The 23,988-nt window shown below is 64.3% G+C and carries 21 protein-coding genes; 10 read left to right on the forward strand and 11 right to left on the reverse strand.

What is annotated here, in order from left to right; genetic code table 11:
• Positions 1-32 precede the first annotated feature (32 nt).
• Entirely contained in the window at positions 33-761 is a 729-nt protein-coding gene (locus tag NE850_RS17390) for a DUF2968 domain-containing protein (RefSeq protein ID WP_007182263.1), read from the forward strand.
• Between the two features lie 266 nt (positions 762-1,027).
• Here the strand turns inward: NE850_RS17390 and NE850_RS17395 are convergent, their stop codons facing one another.
• Positions 1,028-1,216, reverse strand: coding sequence for a hypothetical protein (locus NE850_RS17395; RefSeq protein WP_007182262.1), 189 nt, complete (start codon positions 1,214-1,216; stop codon positions 1,028-1,030).
• Positions 1,217-1,544: 328 nt separating this feature from the next.
• Here NE850_RS17395 and NE850_RS17400 point away from each other — a divergent pair, with 328 nt between their 5' ends.
• Entirely contained in the window at positions 1,545-1,772 is a 228-nt protein-coding gene (locus tag NE850_RS17400) for a hypothetical protein (RefSeq protein WP_007182261.1), read from the forward strand.
• Between the two features lie 20 nt (positions 1,773-1,792).
• Here the strand turns inward: NE850_RS17400 and hfq are convergent, their stop codons facing one another.
• A complete protein-coding gene (gene hfq / locus NE850_RS17405; protein ID WP_165185674.1) occupies positions 1,793-2,305 on the reverse strand; it encodes an RNA chaperone Hfq in 513 nt (170 codons plus the stop codon).
• 352 nt (positions 2,306-2,657) lie between these two features.
• Between hfq and NE850_RS17410 the strand changes: the two genes are divergently transcribed.
• The 6 genes from NE850_RS17410 to NE850_RS17435 all read left to right on the forward strand — a co-directional run bounded on the left by NE850_RS17410 (position 2,658) and on the right by NE850_RS17435 (position 7,007).
• Positions 2,658-2,795, forward strand: a complete 138-nt coding sequence (locus tag NE850_RS17410; protein WP_007182259.1) for a hypothetical protein — start codon at positions 2,658-2,660, stop codon at positions 2,793-2,795.
• A 14-nt stretch (positions 2,796-2,809) separates the two neighbouring features.
• Positions 2,810-3,340 (forward strand): sigma-70 family RNA polymerase sigma factor, encoded by a 531-nt coding sequence (locus NE850_RS17415; protein WP_007182258.1) that lies wholly within the window; start codon positions 2,810-2,812, stop codon positions 3,338-3,340.
• Positions 3,340-4,191, forward strand: a complete 852-nt coding sequence (locus NE850_RS17420) for an anti-sigma factor (RefSeq protein WP_007182257.1) — start codon at positions 3,340-3,342, stop codon at positions 4,189-4,191. The genes NE850_RS17415 and NE850_RS17420 overlap by 1 nt, the downstream gene beginning before the upstream one ends.
• Positions 4,192-4,441: 250 nt before the next feature.
• Positions 4,442-4,933, forward strand: a complete 492-nt coding sequence (locus NE850_RS17425) for a hypothetical protein (protein WP_007182256.1) — start codon at positions 4,442-4,444, stop codon at positions 4,931-4,933.
• A 39-nt stretch (positions 4,934-4,972) separates the two neighbouring features.
• The gene (locus tag NE850_RS17430; RefSeq protein ID WP_007182255.1) at positions 4,973-6,550 is read left to right on the forward strand and encodes an FAD-binding oxidoreductase; all 1,578 of its coding nucleotides are present in this window, start codon (positions 4,973-4,975) and stop codon (positions 6,548-6,550) included.
• A 40-nt stretch (positions 6,551-6,590) separates the two neighbouring features.
• Complete coding sequence (locus NE850_RS17435) at positions 6,591-7,007, forward strand: hypothetical protein (protein WP_310698991.1); 417 nt, start codon at positions 6,591-6,593, stop codon at positions 7,005-7,007.
• On the opposite strand, the gene NE850_RS17440 is transcribed toward NE850_RS17435, so the two are convergent.
• The 8 genes from NE850_RS17440 to NE850_RS17475 form a co-directional block, all read right to left on the reverse strand.
• A complete protein-coding gene (locus tag NE850_RS17440; RefSeq protein WP_007182253.1) occupies positions 7,004-8,038 on the reverse strand; it encodes a DUF1571 domain-containing protein in 1,035 nt (344 codons plus the stop codon). The two genes, NE850_RS17435 and NE850_RS17440, sit on opposite strands and share 4 nt — an antisense overlap.
• Before the next feature lie 37 nt (positions 8,039-8,075).
• Entirely contained in the window at positions 8,076-9,902 is a 1,827-nt protein-coding gene (locus NE850_RS17445; protein WP_007182252.1) for an AMP-binding protein, read from the reverse strand.
• Positions 9,903-10,114: 212 nt separating this feature from the next.
• The gene (locus NE850_RS17450; RefSeq protein WP_007182251.1) at positions 10,115-11,416 is read right to left on the reverse strand and encodes an acetyl-CoA C-acetyltransferase; all 1,302 of its coding nucleotides are present in this window, start codon (positions 11,414-11,416) and stop codon (positions 10,115-10,117) included.
• A 151-nt stretch (positions 11,417-11,567) separates the two neighbouring features.
• The gene (locus tag NE850_RS17455) at positions 11,568-12,503 is read right to left on the reverse strand and encodes a MaoC/PaaZ C-terminal domain-containing protein (protein ID WP_310698993.1); all 936 of its coding nucleotides are present in this window, start codon (positions 12,501-12,503) and stop codon (positions 11,568-11,570) included.
• A gap of 2 nt (positions 12,504-12,505) precedes the next feature.
• The gene (locus NE850_RS17460) at positions 12,506-13,921 is read right to left on the reverse strand and encodes a 3-oxoacyl-ACP reductase (RefSeq protein WP_007182249.1); all 1,416 of its coding nucleotides are present in this window, start codon (positions 13,919-13,921) and stop codon (positions 12,506-12,508) included.
• Positions 13,922-14,080: 159 nt separating this feature from the next.
• Entirely contained in the window at positions 14,081-16,579 is a 2,499-nt protein-coding gene (locus tag NE850_RS17465) for an acyl-CoA dehydrogenase (RefSeq protein ID WP_165185684.1), read from the reverse strand.
• Positions 16,580-17,041: 462 nt separating this feature from the next.
• Entirely contained in the window at positions 17,042-17,917 is an 876-nt protein-coding gene (locus tag NE850_RS17470) for a TetR/AcrR family transcriptional regulator (protein ID WP_165185687.1), read from the reverse strand.
• A 359-nt stretch (positions 17,918-18,276) separates the two neighbouring features.
• Positions 18,277-19,497 carry an MFS transporter gene (locus NE850_RS17475; RefSeq protein WP_007182245.1) on the reverse strand — a complete coding sequence of 407 codons (1,221 nt, stop codon included), beginning with the start codon at positions 19,495-19,497 and terminating at the stop codon, positions 18,277-18,279.
• A 408-nt stretch (positions 19,498-19,905) separates the two neighbouring features.
• On the opposite strand from NE850_RS17475, the gene NE850_RS17480 reads away from it, so the two are divergent.
• Entirely contained in the window at positions 19,906-20,280 is a 375-nt protein-coding gene (locus NE850_RS17480) for an MAPEG family protein (RefSeq protein WP_310698995.1), read from the forward strand.
• Positions 20,281-20,551: 271 nt separating this feature from the next.
• Positions 20,552-21,883, forward strand: a complete 1,332-nt coding sequence (locus NE850_RS17485; RefSeq protein WP_310698996.1) for a chloride channel protein — start codon at positions 20,552-20,554, stop codon at positions 21,881-21,883.
• 78 nt (positions 21,884-21,961) lie between these two features.
• Here the strand turns inward: NE850_RS17485 and NE850_RS17490 are convergent, their stop codons facing one another.
• Positions 21,962-23,914 carry an AMP-binding protein gene (locus NE850_RS17490; protein WP_310698997.1) on the reverse strand — a complete coding sequence of 651 codons (1,953 nt, stop codon included), beginning with the start codon at positions 23,912-23,914 and terminating at the stop codon, positions 21,962-21,964.
• Between the last annotated feature and the right edge of the window lie 74 nt (positions 23,915-23,988).

The raw sequence follows: 23,988 nt of genomic DNA on the forward strand, positions 1-23,988 counted from the left end.
ACTAAAACAAAAACTGTTCAAGCAGGATTTACATGGACCGAAAGTCGAAACTACGACAGATTGCCTTCGCCGCAGTCATCGCGATCGGGGCAGCGCAAGGCGTCAATGCGCAGTCTCTGCCGGACAGCAGCGCGGGGGCTGGCGCCGGGGGCGGCGTTGTTTCCCAGCCAGGCACGACGGCGGCGTTGCCGGCAACCTCGCAGGCGGGACAGGCTCAGACGTCGGCGCTTACGCCCGACGAAGCGAAGCAGTCCGCCGCGGGCAATGTGGCGGAATTGCAGCAGATGATCCACGGCTCGGATCTGAGCGAATTGCGCACCACCTATAACGGTAGCTACGGCGCGAGCTTGCTGTTTTACGGCAAGGAAATGACGTACTACGTGGCGCTGTTCCAGCAGAAGAATTTCTGGCGTGTCATCAAGACCCAGGACGCCGCGCGTGCCGACATGATCTACAAGGATTTCGTGCGTCAGACGATGCAACTGTCGGACGTCGAGATTCGCCGCACGCAACTCGAGGCGCAGAAAGCGTTTACGGAGCGGATGATCGCGTTGTCGCAAGACCGCGCGAACCGTCTGCAAGCCGATCTGGATGTGGCGCGCCAGCAGCAGACCATTGTGGCGAGCCAGCAGCAGCAGACCCGCGCCGAAGCTACGGCGCTCGCTCAGCAGAAGGCTTCCGCGCAAGATCAGTTGCGTGCCGCGCAGCGTCAGGTGCGTGAACTGCAGCGCCAACTGGAAAGCGGCTTGCCCTCGCACTGAGGGTGACGGTCTGAAAAATATCGGGTGGGCCAGGGCGGCGCGGATCAACAGTACCGGCCGCCGCCCGTCACCTGCGCCGGCTGCGCCTGCTCAGAAAACGCGTGTCACGCGTGTCACGCGTGTCACGCATGGCACACGGCCTCGCTATTCCCTCAGCTGTTTGCGCGCGCACGAGCGTTCGCGCCTGACTCACCGCATGTACGGTGGTAGGGCTAATCTTCGCGGCATCGCTTCGCCATGTCCGCGCGAGAGCACTGCGGCAAGTTCTAATGCCGCTTCTTTCCCTCCGAAGGCGCTCCCTTTTCCTCTGCATGATGCGGATCACCCGTATCCACAGCGATCGGGTCGCTGGCAGGAAAACTTTCCTCTAGCGCCTCATCGAGCCGGCTGTCTTCCGATTCCGCGGGCGTTTGGGTTTCGGCGGGATGAGTCTCGGGGTGCTTCTTGCTGGTCATGACGTGCTCCGTAAGAAGAGAGTCGGCAATCCAGCATAGCGCAAAGCAGGCATCGGCGAACATCGGCCGAACGGTTTAAGACTGCGCGCCATCCGCGTGGGCGTCAGAACGGCGAGCCGAACGGGGCTGGAGCCGAAGCAACTTCATCAGCCAAAACTTAAAACCGATGCGCATCGACTCGTTTTCCGTGTGTCGATGGAAAGCGGCGCGGAAAAACAAATCATTCGCCGACCGCGTAGGCCGGCGGACAGCAACGCATGCCGCAGGCCGGCAGTGTCAAGCTCGGGAGGGGCGCAACCAGAACCTGTGAACAAAGGCAGCGAACAACATGAACCGGAAAAAAACCGCGTGCGCGCAGCGTCTCAACGCGTCACACGTCGTAGAAACAGAACTGGATCATCTGGATTGGGCAACGAAGCAGCCGGCGCAGCGCATGCTCGACGCCGTATATTGGCGCCGCCGCGTGCTGGCGGTTAAATGTAGATTCGAATTGACGGAACTGCAGGTGATGCGCCTGGAAAAAATCCTGCAGCGGCTCGGCCATTCAGCGGAGTAGCCGAGCGCTGCCGCAGTGGCTTACTCGGTGCTGCCGCTGCCGCCGTTACCACCATTACCACCGTGATTGCCGCCACCGTGGTTGCCACTGCCATGATTGCCACCGTCGCCGCCCGTGCCGAACAGACGCCGGCGGCGCGTCACGACCACCGGGCCGTCCGACGTGCCGCTGCTACGATCTGACGCAGGCCGGTCCGAAGACGGCGCGCCATACGACTCACGCGGTTCACGCGGCTCACGATGATCGCGGGGTTCACGCGAACCGTGCGGCCCACGCGTGGTGTGCTCGCCATGCGAAGGACGCCCCGCGCGCGGAGCCGGACGCGTGCCGGTGTCGAGCTGGATCGTCGAGATGGCGCGCTTGTAGATGCCTTGCAGGCCGACAGGCGTGCGCAGCATCACCAGATACTGATCGAACGACTCGATGCACCCCGTCAGGCGGATGCCGTTGACAAGATAGATCTCAACGCGCTTTCGTTCTTTGCGCGCAGCGTTCATGAAGTCGTTTTGCGGATGCGATTCTGCGGAAGCCATGGACAATTCAGGTTAGAAAAACGGTTGTTCGCCGCGATTCTACCCTGTGTGGGGGCGGAACGCGTCGGCGGGCGAACTGCGTCCACTATAACGGCTTGTGGGCGCATAAGCATCTGATAACTATTGACTGTAACGTTGCGTTACGAATCTGCGGACGAATGCCGCATTCTTCCGCCACTCACGGGCCTTCGCGGCGCGGATGGCGGAAAAAGATAGCGCCCGGCCGTGTCTTCGGCGGAATAAACCAGCGCCTGCCCGCGTTATATCAGGCATGGCGGCGCTGCATCGTGCGCGTGGCCGACCGGCTTCTCGGCCCGCACAAGGCGTCCGGGCGCTCATCAGGAGATTCACCATGAAAGTATCCCGCATTCTTTCCGCCGTTTTCGTTGTGCTCGCGCTCGCGGCCGGTACGCTTGCGACGAGTGCCTGCACGACCGATGGCAGCGCCTCCGGCACGAGCGGCGGCAACAGCAGTGGCGGCGGCTACTGAGCGCCACACGCCGGGTGAATTTCGAAGCCGAAGTGATTTCGTGGCTCCCGCAGTTGCGCCGCTACGCGCGCGCACTGACGGGCGACCGCGCCTGGGCCGACGACCTCGTGCAGGATACGGCGGAGCGAGCGTTCGCGCGCTGGGCGGCGTTCCGGCCGGACAGCAATCTGCGCGCGTGGCTGCTGACGATCCTGCGGCATCTCTACATCGACCAGTTGCGCGGCCGCCGCGAGATTGCCGTCGACGACGAGAGCGCGCCGTGGCGCAACCTCGAAGCGCCTCAGGGTGAAGTCGACGGTCTCGTGCTGCGCGATCTGCAGCGCGCGCTGTATTGTCTGCCGGTCGAACAGCGCGAAGTGCTGTTGCTGGTCTGCGTGGAGGAACTGTCTTATCAGGAAGCGTCGAGCGCACTCGGCGTGCCGATCGGCACGGTCATGTCGCGGCTGTCGCGCGCGCGCGAACACATGCGCGCGTTGCTGACGGAGGGACCGGCTCAGGGGCCGGCGCGTAAAACTACGCCGTTAAAAGTAGTGAGAAATCCGTGATGAATAGCGACGACTACGATTCCAGCTTGCCCGAAGGGCTCGATCTGCGAGCGCTGTCGGCGTTTGTCGACGGCGAATTGCCAGGCGTGGAGCGCGCCGCGATCGAGGGGCAGTTGAAACAGCATCCGCAGGCCGCCGCGCGCGTGGCCGCATGGCGCGCGCAGAAGGCTGCATTGCGGGCGCTGTGCGGGGCGCCGCAGCGCAGCGAGCGTGACACGCGCAACGAACGCCGTGAGGACGATGCCGCCGACGAACCGGCCTTCATCGTGTTGCGCCGCAAGACGCCGTGGTGGCAGCGCGCGGGTGTCGCGGCCTGCTGGCTGGCGGCAGGCGCGGGGCTCGCGCTCGCGTTGGGGCCGCTCGCGCCGCGCCTGACCGGCGGCGCGTGGGGCGGTCTGGGCGGCCAGCCGCCGAGCTTCGCCGAGCGCGCGGACATTGCCTACGCGGTGTACACGCCGGAGCGGCGTCATCCGGTGGAAGTGGCCGCGAGCGAAGAAGAGCATCTGATCAACTGGCTCTCCAAACGGCTGAACCGGCCGCTCTCGGTTCCTTCATTGCAGGAATACGGTTACTCGCTGGTGGGCGGGCGGCTCTTGCCCGGCGAAGCGGGACCGGCGGCGCAATTCATGTACGAGAACGGCAGCGGCGCGCGCCTCACGCTCTACGTCACCGGCACGTCGCGCGACGAAACCGCGTTCCGCCTGTTCCGCGAGGGCAACCGGCGCACCTTCTACTGGATCAACGACGGCATGGGCTACGCGCTGTCCGGGCCGATCGCGGAAGGCAAGCTGCGCACCATCGCCATCGACGTATGCAGCGCGCTCGGCGGCAAACCGGAGTCGTGGCAATAGCGGCGGTCGCGGGCCCGGTCCTCTGCCGCGCCGGGTCTGCAACACGCGGTAACAGAAACCGTTCGCGCTGCCGCAGCGCATGCGGAATAGCGTCGCGAAGGGCTTCGTTTACTGCTTGCTGGATCGTGTTGTCGCCGCGCACTTGTGCGTGTTCACGGCGCGGTTTCGAGCAAGGCAAACCGACGGTGTCTTCACGGTGCCGACACGTTTCTTGCGGGTCGCAACGCCGGCGCGTCGAGGCAGCAAAATCATGCTCACATTTCATCAGTTCGGCAGCCGGCTGTATCGCGGCATAGTCTGGTTGTGTCTGGGCGCCGCGTGTGCGGCGCCGCTCGCGGCGCACGCGGATGACGACGCGCTGTCAGGCGATGGGTCAACGTGCCGGTTCGTGGCGGGGCAGGCGGAAATCGACGGCGTCATGCAGCAGATCACCGGCCGTGCGTGCCTGCAACCGGACGGCACGTGGCAGATCGTCGATGACGATGCCGCCGCTCAAGCGCTGGCGGATGGCGCGGCTTACTACTACGATCCGTGGTACTGGGGCCCGGCGGTCGTGTTCGGTGTCGGCGTGTCGTTCGTGTTCATCGACCGCTTTCATCATTTTCATCCCATGGATCATGTGCGCTATGTGCGTGGCGTGCGCGGACCGTATGTGGTGGGCGGCCACGGCGGTTGGCACGGCGCGCCGCCCATGCACGCATGGGGCGGCATGTCGCACGGCGGCGGTGGAATGCGCCGCTAACCCGCTGCCGCTCGCACGCGCGGCGGCCAAGGAGATGCTTTGATTCGCAGCTTGCCGCCGAAGGTATCCGCCGCGCAGTTCGATCGCGCACTCGCCGCCTGGCGCTCGATTGTCGGCGAGCCGCAGGTGGTGAGCTCGGCGGATGGGCTCGCGGCGTATCGCGATCCGTTCGCGCCCGGCGAGCGCGAAGCGTTTTCGGCCAGTGCCGCGCTCATGCCCGGATCCGTCGACGAGATCCGCGCGATATTGCGGATTGCCAATCAATTTCGCATTCCGTTGTGGACCGTTTCGACCGGACGCAACTTCGCCTACGGTGGTGCGGCGCCGCGCCTGGCCGGTTCGGTCGTGCTCGATCTGCACAGGATGAACCGCATCCTCGAAGTGAACGAGACAATGGGCTACGCGCTGGTCGAACCGGGCGTCAGCTACTTCGATCTGTACGCGTATCTGCGCGAGAAGGGCTACAGGCTGTGGGTCGATCCACCCGCGGCCGGCTGGGGCAGCGTGGTCGGCAATACGCTCGAGCGCGGCTTCGGCTATACGGACTACGGCGATCACGCGGCGGCGCAGTGCGGCATGGAAGTGGTGCTGGCCAACGGCGACGTGTTGCGCACGGGCATGGGCGGAATCGAAATCGGCACCGCGTGGCAGCTGTATCAGCCGGGCTACGGACCCTCGTTCGATGCGATGTTCATGCAGTCGAACTACGGCATCGTCACCAAGCTGGGCGTTTGGCTGATGCCCGCGCCGCCCGCGTATCTGCTCGGCGAAATCCAGTTCCGGCATGAAGCGGATCTCGAAACGATCGTGGAGATTTTGCGTCCGTTGCGACTCGATGAAACGATCCGCAATCACGCGGTGATCGAAGGCGGCCTGCGCCGCGCGGCCGGTCTGTCGGCGCGTGCGCAATGGTATGACGGCCCTGGCGCGATGCCCGAGAGCGCGGTGGCCGCGATGCTCGACAAGCTGGATGTGGGCCGCTGGAATCTGCATTTTGCGCTATACGGTACGCCTGAATTGATCGACGCGCGCTATGCGATCGTGCAGCGCGCGTTCGCCCGCGTGCCGCAGGCGCGGCTCTCCGCCACGCGTTACGCGGGCGATGCGCAGCCCACCGGGGGCGGCGATCGCAATCTCGCCGGCATTCCGGCGATGACCGCGTTTCGCATGCTCGACTGGCGTGGCGGCGCGGGCGCGCACGTCGACTTCGCGCCGGTGTGCCCGGCGAGGGGGCGCGACGCGCTGCGTCAATACACGATGGTCAAAGCGCGCGCCGCGGAATACGGCTTCGATTACTACGGCGGTTTTACGGCGGGCGCGCGGCATCTGCATCACATTTTCGCGGCGATCTTCGACCGCGACGACGCGAACCAGGTCGAGCAGGCCGGCGCGCTGGTGCGTTCGCTGATCAGCGATGCGCGCGCGGCGGGCTACGGCGAATATCGCACGCATCTCGCGTATATGGATTTTGCCGCGGCCCAATACAGCTTCAACGACGGCGCTCTGCTGCGGCTCTCGGAGACGATCAAGGACGCGCTCGACCCGAACGGCATTCTCGCGCCGGGCAAGCAAGGCATCTGGCCGGCGGCATGGCGCGACCGGCGAGGCTACACCTGAGGCGTGCGCTGCACGCGCTCAATGACGACAGGAGCGATCAATGGACCGCCGCACTTTCATGATGACCGGCGCCTGCCTGCCGACCGTGGCAGGCGGCGCGTGGCTGTGGCTCGCGCACGGCGCGGCTCATGGCAATACGGTGGCGCTTGCCGATTCCACGCTGGCCCAGGGCGCCGCGCTCGCCGGCTATGCCGCGCACAGGCAGTGGCCGGTTTTCGAAACCGGCGACGATATCGGCATGCTGTGGCACACGACACTCGCACCGCTTCTTCGCGCGACGTCCACGCATGCGTCGGTCTCGCTGATCGGCATCACTCGCGTCTCCGATTATTTCGTCCTGAGCGAACTCGCGACTCGTGCGGGACACCTGATCGAACACACTCGCGAACAAGGCGCGAGCGCTAACGCGCAACCGGCCCATGTTGCGTTCGTGTTCGCGCCGCGCGTGCCGCGCTAGAACCTGTACGCCTTGTTCTTCGGATCGAACGTCGAGTCGTCGAATGTTTTCGGCGTGATGGTTTCGAACACGATTCTCTCGAAGATATTACCGTCGTTGTCGTAAGACTCGACGCTGCGGAAATACGGATGCCGCAGATCGAGGCCGAGCGTTTCCTTCTTCGCGTAGAACTGCGGCTGGCCCATCGGCGTTTCGAAGGTGAAAGCCACCACACGTACGCCGTCGATCGTTTTGACTTCCACCGTGGACGAGCGCGGCAGACCGGCGGCAGCGTATTTTTTGCCTTCGTCGAGGTACTGGTTCGCAATGTATTCGGTGCCGAGATCGCGCACGTCATGGTTCGATTGCGAGTGGGCGAGGGCGCCATTCAGCGAGGTCCACAACGGCATCACGTTCAGGATGCCGCCCAGGTGTCCATACAATTCGTCGGTCCGTTTGGACTCGTCGTAGATGACTTCCTGACCCGCGTGGCCGCCGTCGGGCAGCCACGTAGCGTAGATTCGCAGCGGGTCGTGCGTGAGGCGCACCAGCATGTGATCGGGCTTGTCGGGCCAACTGCCGTGAATGCGTTCCGAACGCGACATGGTGAACTCGTACGACGGATAACCGTTCGGCCCTTCCTTGATATAGCGCGGCAACGCGAGCGGGTCGAGCGACTGGAATAGCGCGACCAGTTGGGCGTCGCCGAGCTTTTCCAGGGCGCCGCTCTGTTGCGCGGCGCGCAGCCATTTGACCTGTTGATCCAGCGTGAGCTTGCCGACCTGCGAGGACGGCGTGGCCGGCGCCTTGACGGCGTTGACGGTATCGAGCGCGGGCGGCGTGTCGTCGTTTTGCGCGAACGCGGCGGGAGTGGCCAGTGCGGCCAGTGCGGCCGCGCCGCTCATGAGCGCGGCGAGCAGGAGTCCGCGCGACGGCACGCTTTGCAACGGTGCATGGCGCGACGCCCACAAGCGGGCGGCTTGCGTCGAATCACGGATGAGGTGCATGAAGGCCGGCGTGCGGCATGAGCGTGCGGACATGCGGTGCTTCATGAATCTCTCCGTAAGGTGATGCGAGGCGCAACCTCTGTCAGGCAGGCTTTTGCTTCGCGAGTTCCTCGTCTCGCAGTGCGCGGCGCAGAATTTTACCTACGTTGGTTTGCGGCAGCTCGTCGCGGAACTCGACGAGCTTCGGCACCTTGTAACCTGTCAGGTTCTTGCGGCAATGGGCGATCACCTGTTCCGCCGTCAGCGAAGGATTGCGCCGGACGATGAACACCTTCACCCGTTCGCCCTGCGCGGCATCAGGCACGCCGATGGCCGCCACTTCCCGCACGTCCGGATGCGTTGCGATCACGTCTTCGACTTCGTTCGGATAGACGTTGAAGCCCGACACCAGGATCATGTCCTTCTTACGGTCGATCAGGCGGATAAAGCCGCGCGAATCCATCACGCCGATGTCGCCGGTGGCGAGCCAGCCGTCGTCGTCGATCACCTTGGCGGTTTCCTCCGGGCGATTCCAGTAGCCCTTCATCACCTGCGGCCCCTTCACGCACAATTCGCCCGCCTCGCCGATGTTCGCCCAACTGCCGTCGTCTTTCCGGAAGCGCACGTGAGTGGACGGCGCGGGCAAACCGATCGACCCTTCGAAGTCGCGCATGTTGTTCAGATCGACCGGATTCATCGAGACGATCGGCGAGCATTCGGTCAGCCCATATCCTTCGATGATCGGTTTGCCGGTCACCGCCTTGAAACGCTCGGCCACCGACTTCTGCGTGGCCATGCCGCCGGCCATCGCGAGCTTGAGATCCGAGAAGTCGCGCTTGCAGAACTCCTCGTTTTCGAGGAACGCGTTGTAGAGCGTATTCACGGCGGTCATGCCGGTGAATTTTTCGTGACGGATGATCATCATCACGCGCTTCATGTCGCGCGGATTGGCGATCAGAATGTTGCGGCCGCCGAGCCCCATGAAGATCAGCGCGTTCACGGTCAACGAATAGATGTGGTAGAGCGGCAGCGGCGTGAGCACCGTTTCGACGTCGCCGGTCAGTTGCCCTTCGGACCACGCTTTCGCCTGCAGCAGATTGGCAATGATGTTCTTGTGCGTGAGCATCGCGCCCTTGGCGACGCCGGTCGTGCCGCCCGTGTACTGGAGGAACGCTATGTCCGCATGCGTGGGGCGCACGGGTGTCAACGGCCGCGAGTAGCCGATTGAAAGCGCTTCGAGCAGCGGCACGGCGTTGGGCAGGTTGTACGCGGGCACCATCTTTTTCACGTGCCGTAGCATGAAATTGAGCAGACGTCCCTTCAGATTCAGGCCGTCGGCAAGCAGATCGCCGAGACCCGTCACGATAACGTTCTGCACTTTGGTCCCCGGCAGCGCGTCTTCGACCGTCTTCGCGAAGTTCTCGAACACGATGATGGTTTGCGCGCCGCTGTCCTTCAATTGATGCGCGAGTTCGCGCACCGTATAGAGCGGATTCACGTTGACCACCACGCCGCCGGCCTTCAGTATGCCGAACAGCGACACCGGATACTGGAACGTGTTCGGCAGCATGATCGCCACGCGCTCGCCCGGCTTCACGCCGAGGCTTTGCAGATACGCGGCGAATGCGCTGGCCTTGCGGCCGAGCTCGCCGTAGGTCATGTTCGCGCCCACGCTCACATAGGCCACACGCTCGCGGAACCGGGCGATACATTCGTCGAAGAACTGCACGACCGATTCGTACTGCGCGACGTCGATGTCGTGCGGCACGTCTGCCGGATAGGACGCGTACCAGATGGCGTCGGTGTTGGGCGCGTGAACGGGCGCCTGAGCCGGCGCCTGAGTCTGCGTGGAAGCAGGCGCGGGGTTCGCGGCGTACTGCGGTGCGGAATCGGCGGCTAGCGGAAGCGGGGTTTGAGTGGACTGCGTCATGATCGTCTCCCATGCAAAGCGGTCGACCGGAGCTGGCGCTATGGTGCTTTGGCGCTTGTCCCGGTCCCATGCAAGATAGTGGCTGAAGCTGCAGCTTCACCTGTTTGTGTGTTGATCCTGCGGTCGGTCAGTCATCCAGGCACTCCGCGCGAGTGCGGCAGCGCGCGAAGCAAAAACACGCCGCGAAGCGAGTGCGAAAAACATCACGCCGCTCAGCGCTCCAGAATCGCGACCACACCCTGGCCGCCCGCCGCGCAGATCGAAATCAGTCCGCGCGCGGTGCCGGCCGGTTTGTCGAGTTGCGCGAGCATTTTCGCGAGACCGGCGACGATGCGTCCACCCGTCGCCGCGAATGGATGACCCGTGGCAAGCGAGCTGCCATTCACGTTCAGTTTCGCCCGATCGATCGCCCCGAGCGCGCCCGGCAAACCGAGTTGCGTGCGGCAATATTCGTCATCCTGCCACGCCGCGAGCGTGCACAACACCTGGGCGGCGAACGCTTCGTGAATTTCGTACAGATCGAAGTCCTGCAAGGTGAGTCCGGCGCGCGCCAGCATGCGCGGCACAGCGTATGCGGGCGCCATCAGCAGGCCTTCTTTCCTGTCGAAGAAATCGACGGCGGCGGTTTCGGACCAGCTCAGATACGCGAGCACCGGCAGTCCATGCCGCGCGGCCCAGTCCTCGCTCGCGAGCAGCACGGCGGAGGCGCCGTCGGTGAGCGGCGTCGAATTGCCGGCGGTCAGCGTGCCGGCGTCGCGATCGAACACCGGCTTCAGGCTCGCGAGTTTTTCCAGCGTGAGGTCGGCGCGCAGATTGTTGTCTTGCGCAAGACCCCGGTACGGTGTCATCAGATCGTTGACGAAGCCGCGCGCGTACGCCGCCGTCAACTTGCGGTGGCTGTCGTAGGCGAGTACGTCCTGCGCCTCGCGCGAGATGTTCCAGCGTTTCGCCATCAGCTCGCAATGCTCGCCCATCGAAAGGCCCGTGCGCGGCTCGCCGTTACGCGGCAGCAGCGGCTTGAAAAACATGCCGGGCCGCAGTTTGCTCAGCGCGCCGACGCGTTGCCCGGTGCTCCTGCCGCGATTCGCTTCGAGCAGGATCTTGCGCATCCGCTCGTTGACGCCGATCGGCGCATCGGAAGTCGTATCGACGCCGCCCGCAATGCCCACTTCGATCTGCCCCAGGGCAATCTTGTTGGCGACGAGGATGGCAGCTTCGAGTCCGGTGCCGCAGGCCTGCTGGACGTCGTAGGCGGGCGTCTCTTTGGCAAGCGTGGTGGACAGCACGGATTCGCGCGTCAGATTGAAGTCGCGTGAATGTTTGATGACAGCGCCTGCCGCGACTTCGCCCAGCCGTTCGCCGTGCAGGTTATAGCGGTCGATCAGGCCTTGCAGCGTAAAGGTCAGCATGTCCTGATTCGACGCGGTCGCGTAGGCGGTGTTCGAGCGGGCAAACGGAATCCGGTTGCCTCCGACTATGGCGACGCGGCGTACGGCTGGCGGCGGGTTGGACATGCTCGGCTCCTTCGGGTCGTTCCCTGGTTTTATTGAATGGTGCGAATGCTGCACATGCTGCGATTGCGGTGATGCCTGATAACGACGGTCCTGATGCAACAACGGTTTCAGCGGGCCCGAATTCCACGCTTCGACGCCCGATGCGCGTGCGTCATTGCAGTCTCCATTGCATGCGCCCACGCAAATGCGGTTTCTGTCCGCCAATGTCGCGCACTTCAATGTCGCGTTCGATCAGCGAAGGCGATGCACCCCACAGTGAAGCCTCGCCGGGCAGCAGCATCGGCAGCTTGAATTCGGCGCTGAGCGTGGCTTCCGCGAGCGGCTTCGGCGGTTGCAGCGCGGAGGCGGCGCGCGCCAGCGTCCACATGCCATGCGCGATCGCGCGCGGAAAACCGAAGGCCTTCGCGGACAGCGCGCTCAGATGGATCGGGTTGTAGTCGCCGGACACGCCCGCGTAGTCGCGGCCGAGTTGCGACGGCAGTTGCCAGCGCGCGATGCGTTGCAGTGGTTCGGGCCCGAGTTCGAGCGGATCGAGCACGCTACCGCTCGCCTGCACGCCGCGCTTCAGATAGACGCTGTCGCCGTCCCACACTGCTTCGCCGCGCCGGTACATGCGGGTATGCAGCACGAACGCCTGGCCTTTGTCGTGGCGCAGCAGCGCGCCGAATTCCACCTCGACGCGCAGCATGTCCTTGTAGGCGAGCGGCCGGCGCAGGCGCACATGGTTGGCCAGATGCACGAGCCCGAGCGCCGGCCACGGAAACGCCGGGTCGGTCAGCATCAGCAGATGCAAGGGAAAGGCGAGCAGATGCGGATACGTGAGCGGCACGCCGTGCTCGGGAATGAAACCGCACACGCGCGCGTAACGCCAGATCTGCGCTGGCTCAAGGGGAACGGCGGGGCGCACGAGACGCAACGGCGGCAGATGTGTCTCGCGCCCGCGTTTGACGACGCCGGACAACGCGCGCGCGTAGAGCTTCGCGGGCGCGGGCAAGGTGTCGATCACGACGGTCCTGGGCCGCACGGCGTCCGGCCGCGCCGTGTTCGATGCCTGACTGCCGCTGAACGGATCCCCCGGCTCACTCATGGTCACGCTCCAATCAGGCTTTGTCCGCACACGCGCACGACCTGGCCGCTCACGCCCGCCGATCCCGGATGCGCGAGCCACGCAATAGTCTGCGCGACGTCGACCGGCTGGCCGCCCTGGCTCATCGAATTCATGCGGCGGCCGGCTTCGCGGATTGCGAGCGGAATCTTCGCGGTCATCTGCGTTTCGATGAAGCCGGGCGCGACGGCGTTGATCGTGATGCCGCGCGCGTGCAACTGCGGCGCCATGCTTTGCACGCGACCGATCACGCCGGCCTTCGAGGTGGCGTAATTGGTCTGGCCGAGATTGCCGGCAATGCCGCTGATCGACGACACGCCGACGATCCGGCCGCCGTCGCGCAGAATGCCGGCGGCGAGCAGGGCGTCGTCGATCCGCTCCTGCGCGGACAGGTTGATGTCGATCACGCTTTGCCAGGCGGCCTCGGTCATCTTCACGATGGTCTTGTCCTTCGTGATGCCGGCGTTGTGCACGACGATATCCACGCCCTGTTCGTCGAGCGCGGCGGCGATCTGCGCGGGTGCTTCGGGCGCGGCGATGTCGAACGCGAGCGCGGTGCCGTTCAGTTGACGCATGGTGGCGTCGAGCGCCTCGCGGGCCGTTGGGATGTCGATGCCGATTACGTGCGCGCCTTCCGCCGCCAGCACGCTCGCGATCGATGCGCCGATGCCGCGCGCGGCGCCGGTCACGACCGCGCGCCGGCCCGCGAGCGGCTGCCGCCAGTCGAACGTGGGTGTCGTTTCCGCGCCGGCACTGGCGGCGGCGATGCGCACGACCTGACCCGACACATAAGCCGAGCGCGGCGACAGAAAGAAACGCAGCGTCGCTTCAGCGCGACCTTCGGCGCCTTGCTCCACGTAGACCAGATTGGCGGTGATGCCGCGCCGCGCTTCCTTGCCGAGCGAACGCGTGAAGCCTTCGAGCGCGCGCTGCGCGGTCCACTGCCGCGGCGTCGCACAGCTTTCCGGCGGCCGTCCCAGCACGATGGTGCGCCCGCACCTGCCGAGCGAGCGCAGTGTGTCGTGAAAGAAGCCGTGCAGCGGTTCGAGCTGGGTGCTGTCTTCGATCCCGCTCGCGTCGAACAGCAGGGCCGCGAGCTTGCCTTGGGAGCCGGAATCGGCCGCTTCGAAACGCCCCGTCATCAGACCGTGGCGATTGGCGAGCGGCACCCACAGCCCGGCGCCTTCATGCGCGACGCTGGTCACGCCGATGCCGGCCACGAGATTCGCGAGCGCGTCGAGCAACTGCGGTTCGCGGCCCGCACCGATCGCCATCAGGCCGCCGAACTCCGGCTGGTCGGCGCGATAGCGGCGCAGCACCTCGGGCTTCGGCAGGCCGAGCGAGCGCGCAAGGCGCGCGCCGAACGGCGAATTGACGAAGTTCAGATAAGAGTCGTTCATATTATTGATTGCTCCCGCTGGCCACGCCTCGAAGGCAGCCCCCGGCCCGAATGAAGTCCCTCGCGGGATTGGAGGCGTCGAACGTGTGTCAGTGTGCACCGAGTTCGGCGCACACGGCGCGCCTTTCCCGGATGTTTTTTTTACAAGCCGGCGCCGAGCTCAGGCTGCGAGCTCCAGCGCCTTTTCCAGCGTCTCCTTGCGTTTTTGCAGGTTGGCAAGCATGTCGAAGTCGGCGGGGAAGTCATCCACCTTCACGACTTGTGCGCCATAACGCGCGTAATCGTCGAGCACGCGGCGTTCGTCGGCGTCGATCAGGCCTTTTTTCTGCGCCGCGTCGGTCCATGCGGCCAGTTGCGGCAGGCTCTGCGGCATCGGCTCGAGCAAACCTTGTTTGACCGCGTCGCGCAGCTTCTGGTCGATCTGCGTGAAGCGCGGGTTCAGCTCGAACACCAGCTCGCCGTAGCCGAGCGCGTCGACATCCGGATGCGGCACGTACGAATCGGACACCAGACGGTTGCGCGCGGCACCCGGTGTTTGCATCAGTTCGGCGATTTCACTGCCGAGTCGGTCGGACGGTTCGCGGTGGGGCAGGCCGAACGGAAACGCGAGCACGCGCACGAGGCCGGCGGCGACGCGGTTCGGATAGTTGGCAAGCACACCGTCGAGCGCGTGTTGCGCCTTGTACAGCGAATCCTCGACGCCCCAGCGAACCAGCGGCAGGTCTTCTTCCTGGCGGCCTTCGTCCTCGAAGCGCTTGAGCGTGGCCGAAATCAGGTAGAGCTGCGACAGCACGTCGCCCAGACGCGCGGAGATGCGCTCGCGGCGTTTCAGATCGCCGCCTAGCACGAACATCGAGACATCGGCGAGCAGCGCGAATGCGGTGGAAAGGCGGGTCGCCGCGCGATAGTACGCATGCAGCGGCGCGTAGGCCATGCGCGGTTTGGCGATGAACGCGCCACCCGTCACGCCGTACACGAAACTGCGCACCACGTTGGACAGCGTGAAGCTGACATGGCCGAAGAACGCTGCGTCGAAATCGCGCAGCGCCTTCGCGCGATCCGTTTCGCGCGTGGCGGCCATTTCCTTCAGCACATACGGATGACAGCGGATCGCACCCTGGCCGAAAATGATCAGGCAGCGCGTGAGAATGTTCGCGCCTTCCACAGTGATCGCGATCGGCACCTGCTGATAGGCGCGCGCGAGAAAGTTCGACGGTCCCATGCAGATGCCCTTGCCGGCGGCGATATCCATGCCGTCGTTAATGACCATGCGGGCACGCTCCGTGATGTGATATTTGGCGATCGCCGAAATCACCGAGGGTTTTTCGCCGAGGTCCACCGCGTGCGCCGACAGGCGGCGCGCGGCGTCCATCACATACAGGTTGCCGCCCATGCGGCCGAGCGCTTCCTGCACGCCTTCGAACTTGCCGACGGCGGTGCGGAACTGGCGGCGAATCGCGGCGTAAGCGCCGGTGCCGCGCACGGCGATTTTCGCCATCCCCACATTCGACGAGGGCAGCGAAATCGCCCGGCCCGCTGCCAGGCATTCCATCAGCATGCGCCAGCCGTTGCCGACCTGCGCGCGGCCGCCGATCACCCAGTCGAGCGGAATGAACACGTCCTTGCCCGAGTTCGGACCGTTCTGGAACACCGCGTTGAGCGGCCAGTGACGGCGGCCGATGTTCACGCCCGGATGGTCGGTCGGAATCAGCGCACAGGTAATGCCGGGTTCGTCGCTCATGCCGAGCAGGTGGTCGGGATCGAGCGCGCGGAACGCGAGGCCGAGCACGGTCGCGATCGGTCCGAGCGTGATGTAGCGCTTGTCCCACGTGACGCGAAAACCCAGCGTCTCGCGGCCTTCGAACGTGCCTTTGCATATGATGCCGACGTCCGGAATCGCCGCCGCATCGGAACCGGCGTACGGGCTCGTCAAGGCGAAGCAGGGAATTTCCTCGCCGCGTGCGAGGCGCGGCAGATAGTGGTTTTTCTGCGCGTCGGTGCCGTAGTGCATCAGCAGTTCGGCGGGGCCGAGGGAGTTCGGCACCATCACCGAAACGGCGGCGGCCGAGCAGCGCGTGGCGAGCTTCATGATGACCTGCGAATGCGCATACGCGGAGAACTGCTTGCCGCCGTACTGCTTCGGAATGATCATGCCGAGAAAGCCGCGCTCCTTGATGTACTGCCAGGTTTGCGGCGACAGATCCTGCCAGATCATGGTGGTCTCCCAGTCGTTCGCGAGATCGCAGAGCTGCTCGCATTCGACGTCGAGGAACGACTGTTCTTCCGCCGTCAGCGTGGCGGGGCCGTAGCCGAGCAGCTTGTCCCAGTGCGGGCGGCCCGAGAATAGTTCGGCGTCCCACCAGACCGTGCCGGCTTCGATCGCGTCGCGCTCGGTCGGCGACATCTCCGGCAGGATCTTGCGGAAGATATCGAGCACGGGCTTGGCGAGCCACGCGCGGCGCAGCGGCTTGAGCGCGAGCACGAGGGCAGGGAGGACGAATACGACAGCGAGCAGCGAGGTGGCCACCGGGCCCGTCGCGCCGCTGACATGCGCGGCTGCCACCCAGACGATCATGAAGGCAAGCCACCATACGGCGCGTGCCTGAACGTAGACGAGCGCGAGAGCGGCTATGACGAGCACTGGGATGAACCACGGCATGACGTTTCCTCCTGTTTCGATGGTGCGTGCGAACGCGTCCACGGGGCGCGGACGGTGCGCGTTCTATTGATTTTCTGCCCGGCGGCTGTGGTGCTTTTCCACGCGTTTGCGTGTTGCCTGCGTTTGCTTCCCCTCGCGCCTGCTTCGTTTTGCGCGTCGTGTCTGCAGTTCGACAGCGCGGCGTCGCTTAGGTGCGGGACTTAGACGTGCTGCTCAGGTATGCGGCGTTCATGATGTTCGGCTGCCTTTTTTGCTGGGTTTGTACCGGGTACTTGTTGCCTGTCTGATGCCTCGCCGACGGTGTAGAGATTGCCGGTCGATGCCTCGTGCGATGCTGCGGCATGCTTAACGTTGTGCGGCTTGCCGGCGTGACGCGGCGGGAATGTTATTGCCGGCGCGCCAGTGCGCTGCCTGTTCCTCGTGCGGACGGCTCATGACGGCGCCGCCCGCAGCGCCTGTTTGCTAAGCCGTGCCGTGCAACGCGTGCTGAAACGCGCCTGCCTCCATATTGTCGCCACGGCGTTCGCCTTCGGATACCCCCGCCGATGCCGATGCCGACGCCGATTCGCCTGACGCCCGCGTCGTGTTTTCCGCGCCTTGCGCGCTGCCCTCGATCGGGCATTCCGAGCCTCCTTCGGTAGCGTCGCCCAGTACCGCGGCGAATGCGGCCAGTTGCGAGCCGTTGGGCAGCGGCGCCTTGAGCGCGGCCACCATCAGCGAGGCAAGGCGTGCTATGAGCTGCAGGTCGTTCATCGACTTGCCCTGCGAGAACTCGGAAATCAGGCTGTCCGTATCGGTACCGGCCAGCACGCCTGAGAGCGCGCCGATCGCGAAGTGAAGCCGCCAGCCGAGCTCCTCACGCGGCAAATGCGGCAACGCGCGCTGGAACGCATCGAAAAAACGCACCGCTACCGAAGCGTAGTGCCCGTTGAGAAAGTCGCGAATGAACGACGACGGGTCGGTATAAGCGCGCCCCAGCAACCGCAGGAATGCCTTGCCGCCCACGCGTGGATCGCGCGACAGGCGCAGCGCCGGAATGAACATCGCGCCGAGCACATGCTCGCAGGTCAGACGCTCGCCGAGCATCGCGTCGAAGCGATCGAGCAGCTTGAGCCGCTCCTGATTGAGACGATCGAGGCGGCGCGACAGCATCGAGTGAATCAGCGATTCCTTGCTGCCGAAGTGGTAGTTCACTGCCGCCAGATTTACTTCGGCACGCGAAGTAATCTGGCGCAGCGACATGGCCTCATAGCCGCATTCGATGAACAGCGTTTCGGCGGCGTCGAGGATGCGGGACTTCGTATCGCCGGCATGCCGGCCTGTTGTGCGAACTGCCATGTTGCGTCTCCCAGTTGCCGGGCATGCGGCCCGCAAACAAGCGATTCAAATATCGATTTGAAACGGCCGTTTTTTTCAGGATAAGAAGGAATGGTGCGTGCGATCAAGGGTCTGTGTCGACTAACTCCTCTAGAAGACCTGACGAAGGTCGAGCTTTCCCTGCACGCGGCGCGTCAAACCGCGCGGAAATAAAAAAGGCCGTTCCGATGGAAATCGGAACGGCCTCGTATGGCTTTGCTACTCTGTTTGGCCCAGCTTCTGTTTGCTGACGCGTGCTTTGCGTCGCGGCGGTTCGAGCCGCCTTTGCCGCTTATTGTGCCCGATAACGCGCCGGCAAAATAGCTGTTTGGTTCAAACGCTTAAAGCTGTGCCGCAACCTGCTTCGCCGACTGCGTCATGTCGATGCCGCGGCGCTCGCGGCTGAACGGAATCAGCGCGGCGATCACCACGGCCACGACGCCAATTACCACCGCCATGATGAGCGCGTAGTTGTTGCCGTGCGCTTCAGCGGCGCTCGCTTGCAGTGGGCCGTTGACCGACGCGATCAGATTGCCGAGCTGGTACACGAGGCCGGGGAACGTCGCGCGAATTTCATCGGGCGAGATTTCGTTCAGGTGCACCGGAATCACGCCCCACGCACCTTGCACGGAGATCTGCATCAGGAAGGCGCCGAGCGCGAGCAGCAGCGGGGTGGTCGAGAAGGCCCACAAGGGCAGCACCGGCAACGCGATCAACGCCGCGATGAAGATCGCGCGCTTGCGGCCGATCTTCTCGGACAACGAACCGAAGAACAGGCCGCCGCAAATCGCGCCGACGTTCAGCGTGATGGTGATCCACGACACCGTATGCGCGTCGAACTGATGCTGCACGCGCAGGAAGGTCGGATACAGATCCTGTGAGCCGTGCGAGAAGAAGTTGAACGCGGTCATCAGAATGATCGCGTACAGCGACAGCTTGACGTTCTGCCGGAGCGTGGCCACGAGACCCGGGCGCGCTTTCTTTTCGAGCGTCTTGAAGGCGGGCGATTCCGGCACATGCGCCCGCACGTATAGCACGAGCAGCGCCGGCAGTACGCCGACAAAGAACATGCCGCGCCAGCCGATGTACTGATAGAACACGCCGAACACGACCGAGGCGAGCAGATAGCCGCTCGGATAGCCGGCTTGCAGCAGACCCGAGACGATGCCGCGCGATTTGGGCGGCACGGTTTCCATGGTCAGTGCGCCGCCCACGCCCCATTCGCCGCCCATCGCGATGCCGAACAGCGCGCGCAGCACGAGCAGGGTGGCCAGGTTAGGCGAAAAGCCGGAGAGCAATTCCAGCAGCGAGAAACACGCGATGTTGACCATCAGCGTGGGACGGCGGCCGTACCTGTCGGCGAGCCAGCCGAAAATCAATGCGCCGACCGGACGCATCATCAAGGTCAGCATAATGCCGAAGGCGACCTCCGGGATTTTCGTATTGAACTCCGCCGCGATATCTTTCAATACGAACACCATTAGAAAGAAATCGAATGCGTCGAGTGTCCAGCCCAGATAGGCGGCGATCGTGACGTTTCTCTGTTCCCGTGTCCAGCTCATTGATTGTTCTCCTGAGTCTCCAATCACCCGTGTTCAACTACGGGCGGCTCCGCAGCCCCGCACCCCCTGTGGCAAAGGCTCCGGGGCGAGTGTACGCCGACTGTTAAACGCTTGCATGAATGAACGCACGTTTATCCGTATTAATCCCTGGAGCAAGTTTCATGCGAAATGACGGTGCATGCATTATGTTTGGTAAATGTAATTATTGTATTAATAGTGTGTGCAATGCAGTTTGTTATTTGTAATCTATTTCAAGTGCCATTGCACGGTAATCCGTCAGTCTGACTTCAAGGTAATTCACGCGCGATAGAGGTGGTGCTCGCGGGATTCCGGTTGGCGGCGGCGCGGACCGGCGGGTATAACAGCGGCTCGCGGCATTCGCGCCGCGCATACAAGGGAGACTGATCAATGACAATTCCGCATTTATGCCTGGTCATCGTGGTGCTGTTGCCGTTTCCGTGGACGATGCTGGCGAAGGTCAGCAAGCGCTATGACAACCGCACGCCGCGCGCTTATCTTGCCGGGCTCGAAGGCTGGCGCGCGCGAGCGCATGCGGCGCATCAGAACGCGTGGGAGGCGCTGGCAATGTTTACCGCTGCGATCGTCGTGGCCGGGCAGGCGGGCGGATCGAGCCCGTGGATCAACTGGCTGTCCATCATCTTCGTCGTTACCCGGGTGCTGCACGGCGTGCTGTATGTGGCGAACGTGGCGCCGCTGCGGTCGCTGGTGTGGTTCGTCGGCATCGTGTGCGTAGTGTCGATCTTCTTTGTATCGGTTCGCTAGGTAAGCGTGGTGGCGTCCGCGCTGTTCGCGCGGGCGCGAGCCGTCTTTGGTGGCGCTTTAGCTTGAATGCCTTGTTGGATCGAACGAGCTGGCGCGGGCCGAAACGTGAGCGCCTGATCCGGTGGGCACGGCCGGGAAGCCCTATGGCACCTGCCTTTCGGCTTATATATGCAGTGTATGAATCAGTCGAGCTGAAAAATCAATTGGATTCATGCTGCATCGCGGAATAAGATGCTTGGCATCCCGTTCATTTCATTGCAGCCGACGCGCCATGTCAGTCAAATCAATCACTTCCGTGCCAGTACGCCGCGAGCGGAGTTCGTTTGTCGTCGTGGCCGCCGTCACGCTGCTTACGGGCCTTGGCGCCGGTTTGGGCGGCATGCTGCTCGCGTTGCTGCTGCACGGCATCCAGCATCTCGCCTACGGCTACAGCGTGACGCACGTGATCAGCGCCGAGAGTTTTCTGCAAGGCGTGAGCGGCGCCGCGCCCGAGCGCCGCCTCGTCGTGCTGACGATCTGCGGTTTGGTGGCGGGGCTCGGCTGGTGGGCGCTGTACCGGTTTGGCCGGCCGCTCGTGAGTATTCGTCAGGCCGTCAAGTCCGACGATCCGCAGATGCCTGTGCTGAGCACGACGATCCATGCATTGCTGCAGATCGTCACCGTCGCGCTGGGCTCGCCGCTCGGCCGTGAAGTCGCGCCGCGCGAAGTCGGCTCGGCGCTCGCCGGCTGGCTGTCGCGCCGCGCGGGTCTGTCGGTCGCGCAGAGCCGGATCATGGTGGCGTGCGGCGCGGGCGCCGGTCTGGCCGCGGTCTATAACGTGCCGCTCGGCGGCGCGGTGTTCGTGCTCGAAGTCCTGCTGGGTACTTTCGGCTGGCCCGCCCTGGTGCCGGCCATCGTGACCTCGTCGGTGGCGGCGCGGGTCGCGCAGCTGGGACTGGGCAACGAGCATCAATACCTCGTGCCTTCAATGGTGCTGAGTTCATCGCTCGTGGTCTGGTCCGTGGTGTGCGGCCCGATTCTGGGCGCGGCGGCGTGGAGCTTCGCGGAGCTGATGAAGCGCTCGCGCGCGGCTGCCCCGAAAAACTGGCGCCTGCCGGTGTTGTCGCTGCTGAACTTCGCGATGATCGGCGTACTGGCGATGCATTTCCCGCAGTTGCTCGGCAATGGCAAAGGGCCTGCGGGACTGGCATTCAACGGTGGCCTGACCCTGAGTCTCGCCGCGATGCTGCTGGTGCTGAAGGTGGTGATTACCGCGAGCAGTCTGCGGGCGGGCGCCGAGGGCGGCCTGCTCACGCCGGGGCTCGCGAACGGCGCATTACTGGCGATCGTGCTCGGCGGGTTGTGGAGCATGGTGTGGCCGGGGGCGTCGCTGGGTGCGTTCGCGGTGGTCGGCGCAACCGCGTTTCTCGCTGCCTCGATGCAGATGCCGATTACGGCCGTGGTGCTGATGTTTGAATTCACCCGCATGAGCCAGGATTTTCTGATTCCGGTTCTGTTTGCCGTGGGCGGCGCGCTGCTCGGTTTTCGCGCCTGCGCGAAGTGGGTGCCGGCGCTGCAGTCGAGCTTTGGTTTGAACTGGAGCGGGGCGGCCAAAGCGCGATAAGGCGGTGGCCTTTGGTGGCGGCATGGTGGATGCCATGCCGTCGAACGCAAAACCGGCCGAAGCGCCGTTGCTCAAACGCTACGGCCTTTTTCTCGCCGCCACCTCGCGGATCAGATTCCCCACCACCTCCAGATCCTCGATTCCCGTCAGATCGCTTTTGGCCTCGCCGGTCTCGACAATTTCTCTCAATAGCCGCCGCACGGTTTTGCCGGCGCGTGTCTTGGGCAGCGCCTTGCAGATGAACACGTGCTCCAGACGCGCGATAGTCCCGATCGCGTCGCTCACCGCCGCGCAAATCTGGCCGACAGTCGCCTCGACCGGCGCCCCGGCCACCAGTGTCACGAACGCCACGGGCACCGTGCCCTTGACCGCGTCGCTCACGCCGACCACGGTCGCATCCGCAATCCCCGGCTGCGACGCCACGACCGATTCGATCTCCATCGTACTCAGCCGATGCGCGGCAACGTTGATGACATCGTCGCCGCGTCCGAGCACCCACAACTGCCCGGTGCTATCGACCACGGCCTCGTCGGACGTGTTGTACACGCCAGGATAACGGCCGAAATACGTATTCAGATAGCGTTGATGGTCGTCCCACACCGTGCGGGCGAGCGTGGGGAAGGGCGCCGTCAGGACCAGCGCGCCTTTGGTGCCGACCGGTGCAATCGATCCGTCTTCGAGCAGCACGCGGTACGCGTGTCCCGGCACCGGCGTGCCGCATGAACCCGCTTTCAGCGGCTCGACGCCGTAGACGGGATAGGTCCAGGTCGAACCGGTCTCGGTCTGTCCGTACGCATTGACGATCGGCAACTGATCGCCGAGCGTGTCCGATGTCCAGTGATACGTTTCCGGATCGAGCGGTTCCCCTTGCGTCGTAATCATCCGCAAGCCATCGATCCGGTTGGCCTTCGCCACCTCGTCGCCGAGCGCGCGCAGCATACGCAGCGCGGTCGGCGCGATCAGGATCTTGGTGACGTGATGCCGGTTGGCGATCTGGTAGAAGCGGTCTTTGCCCGGCGTATCGAGTGCGCCTTCGTAGCACACCAGACTCGCGCCGTGTGCGAGTCCGCCGATCACGGCCTGAATCGGAAACGTCAACCAGCCGACATCGGCCGCGCACCAGTAGACATCGTCTTTTGCCGGGCCGACCTGCCATTGCACATTGGCCCACGTGCCAAGCAGAAATCCCACGACGCTATGCACCACACCCTTGGGCTTCGATTCGGTGCCGCTCGTGAAAATCAGAAATGCCGGCGCGTTGGCTTCGAGCGGCACGCACGGGCAATCGTCGGACTGCGCGTCGACCAGTTCCTTGTAGCCGGTCTCGCCGTCATGCAACGCGGGCGCCGCCCCGGTGCGATCGATCACGACGATGTGCTCCAGCTTCGGTGCCGAGCGTCGCGCTTTGCGGGCGTTTTCGAGTAACGGCACCTGCTTGCCGCGCCGATAGCTGGCGTCCGCCGTCACCAGGACTTTGGCTCGCGAGGTTTGCAGTCTTAGCGCGGCGGCGTCGGCCGAAAAACCCGCGAACAGCACCGTATAAATAGCGCCGATCCGGTTGCATGCCTGAATCGCAACAAAAGACTCCAGCATGTTCGGCAGATAGATCGCGACGACGTCGCCCTGACCGACGCCGAGCGAGCGTAGCCCGTTCGCAAAGCGTGCGGTGGCGGTGCGCAGTTGCGCATAGCTGAGCGTGGCGCAATCGCCCGGCTCGCCTTCCCACGTGATTGCCGGCCGCGACGCGTAATACGGATCTTCCGCGTAGCGATCGACGCAGTTGTCGCACACGTTGAGCATGCCGCCGGCGAAGTATTTGAACTCGGGGAAGTTGCCGTCGCGCACGCTGTCCCACGGGCGCATCCAGCGGAATTTCTTCGCCACCCACTCCCAGTAGGCGTCGGGGCCACCGACGCGCTCGATCTCGCGCGCTTGCGCGAGCAAAGCGGCCTGTTCGGCGACCCGCCATTGTTCAGGCCAGGGTAAAAGCGGTTCGGCAAGCAGCGTGCTCAGCGTATCGGTGGAGCTCATGCGGTGTCTCCTGCGTCTGACTTCACGGATAGATCCAGCGCGGATCGATCGGCACGGCCGACAAGCGGATCGGG

Origin of the sequence: Paraburkholderia sp. USG1 (genome assembly GCF_031570135.1) — a bacterium.
GTDB classification, from domain to species: Bacteria; Pseudomonadota; Gammaproteobacteria; order Burkholderiales; family Burkholderiaceae; genus Paraburkholderia; species Paraburkholderia dioscoreae.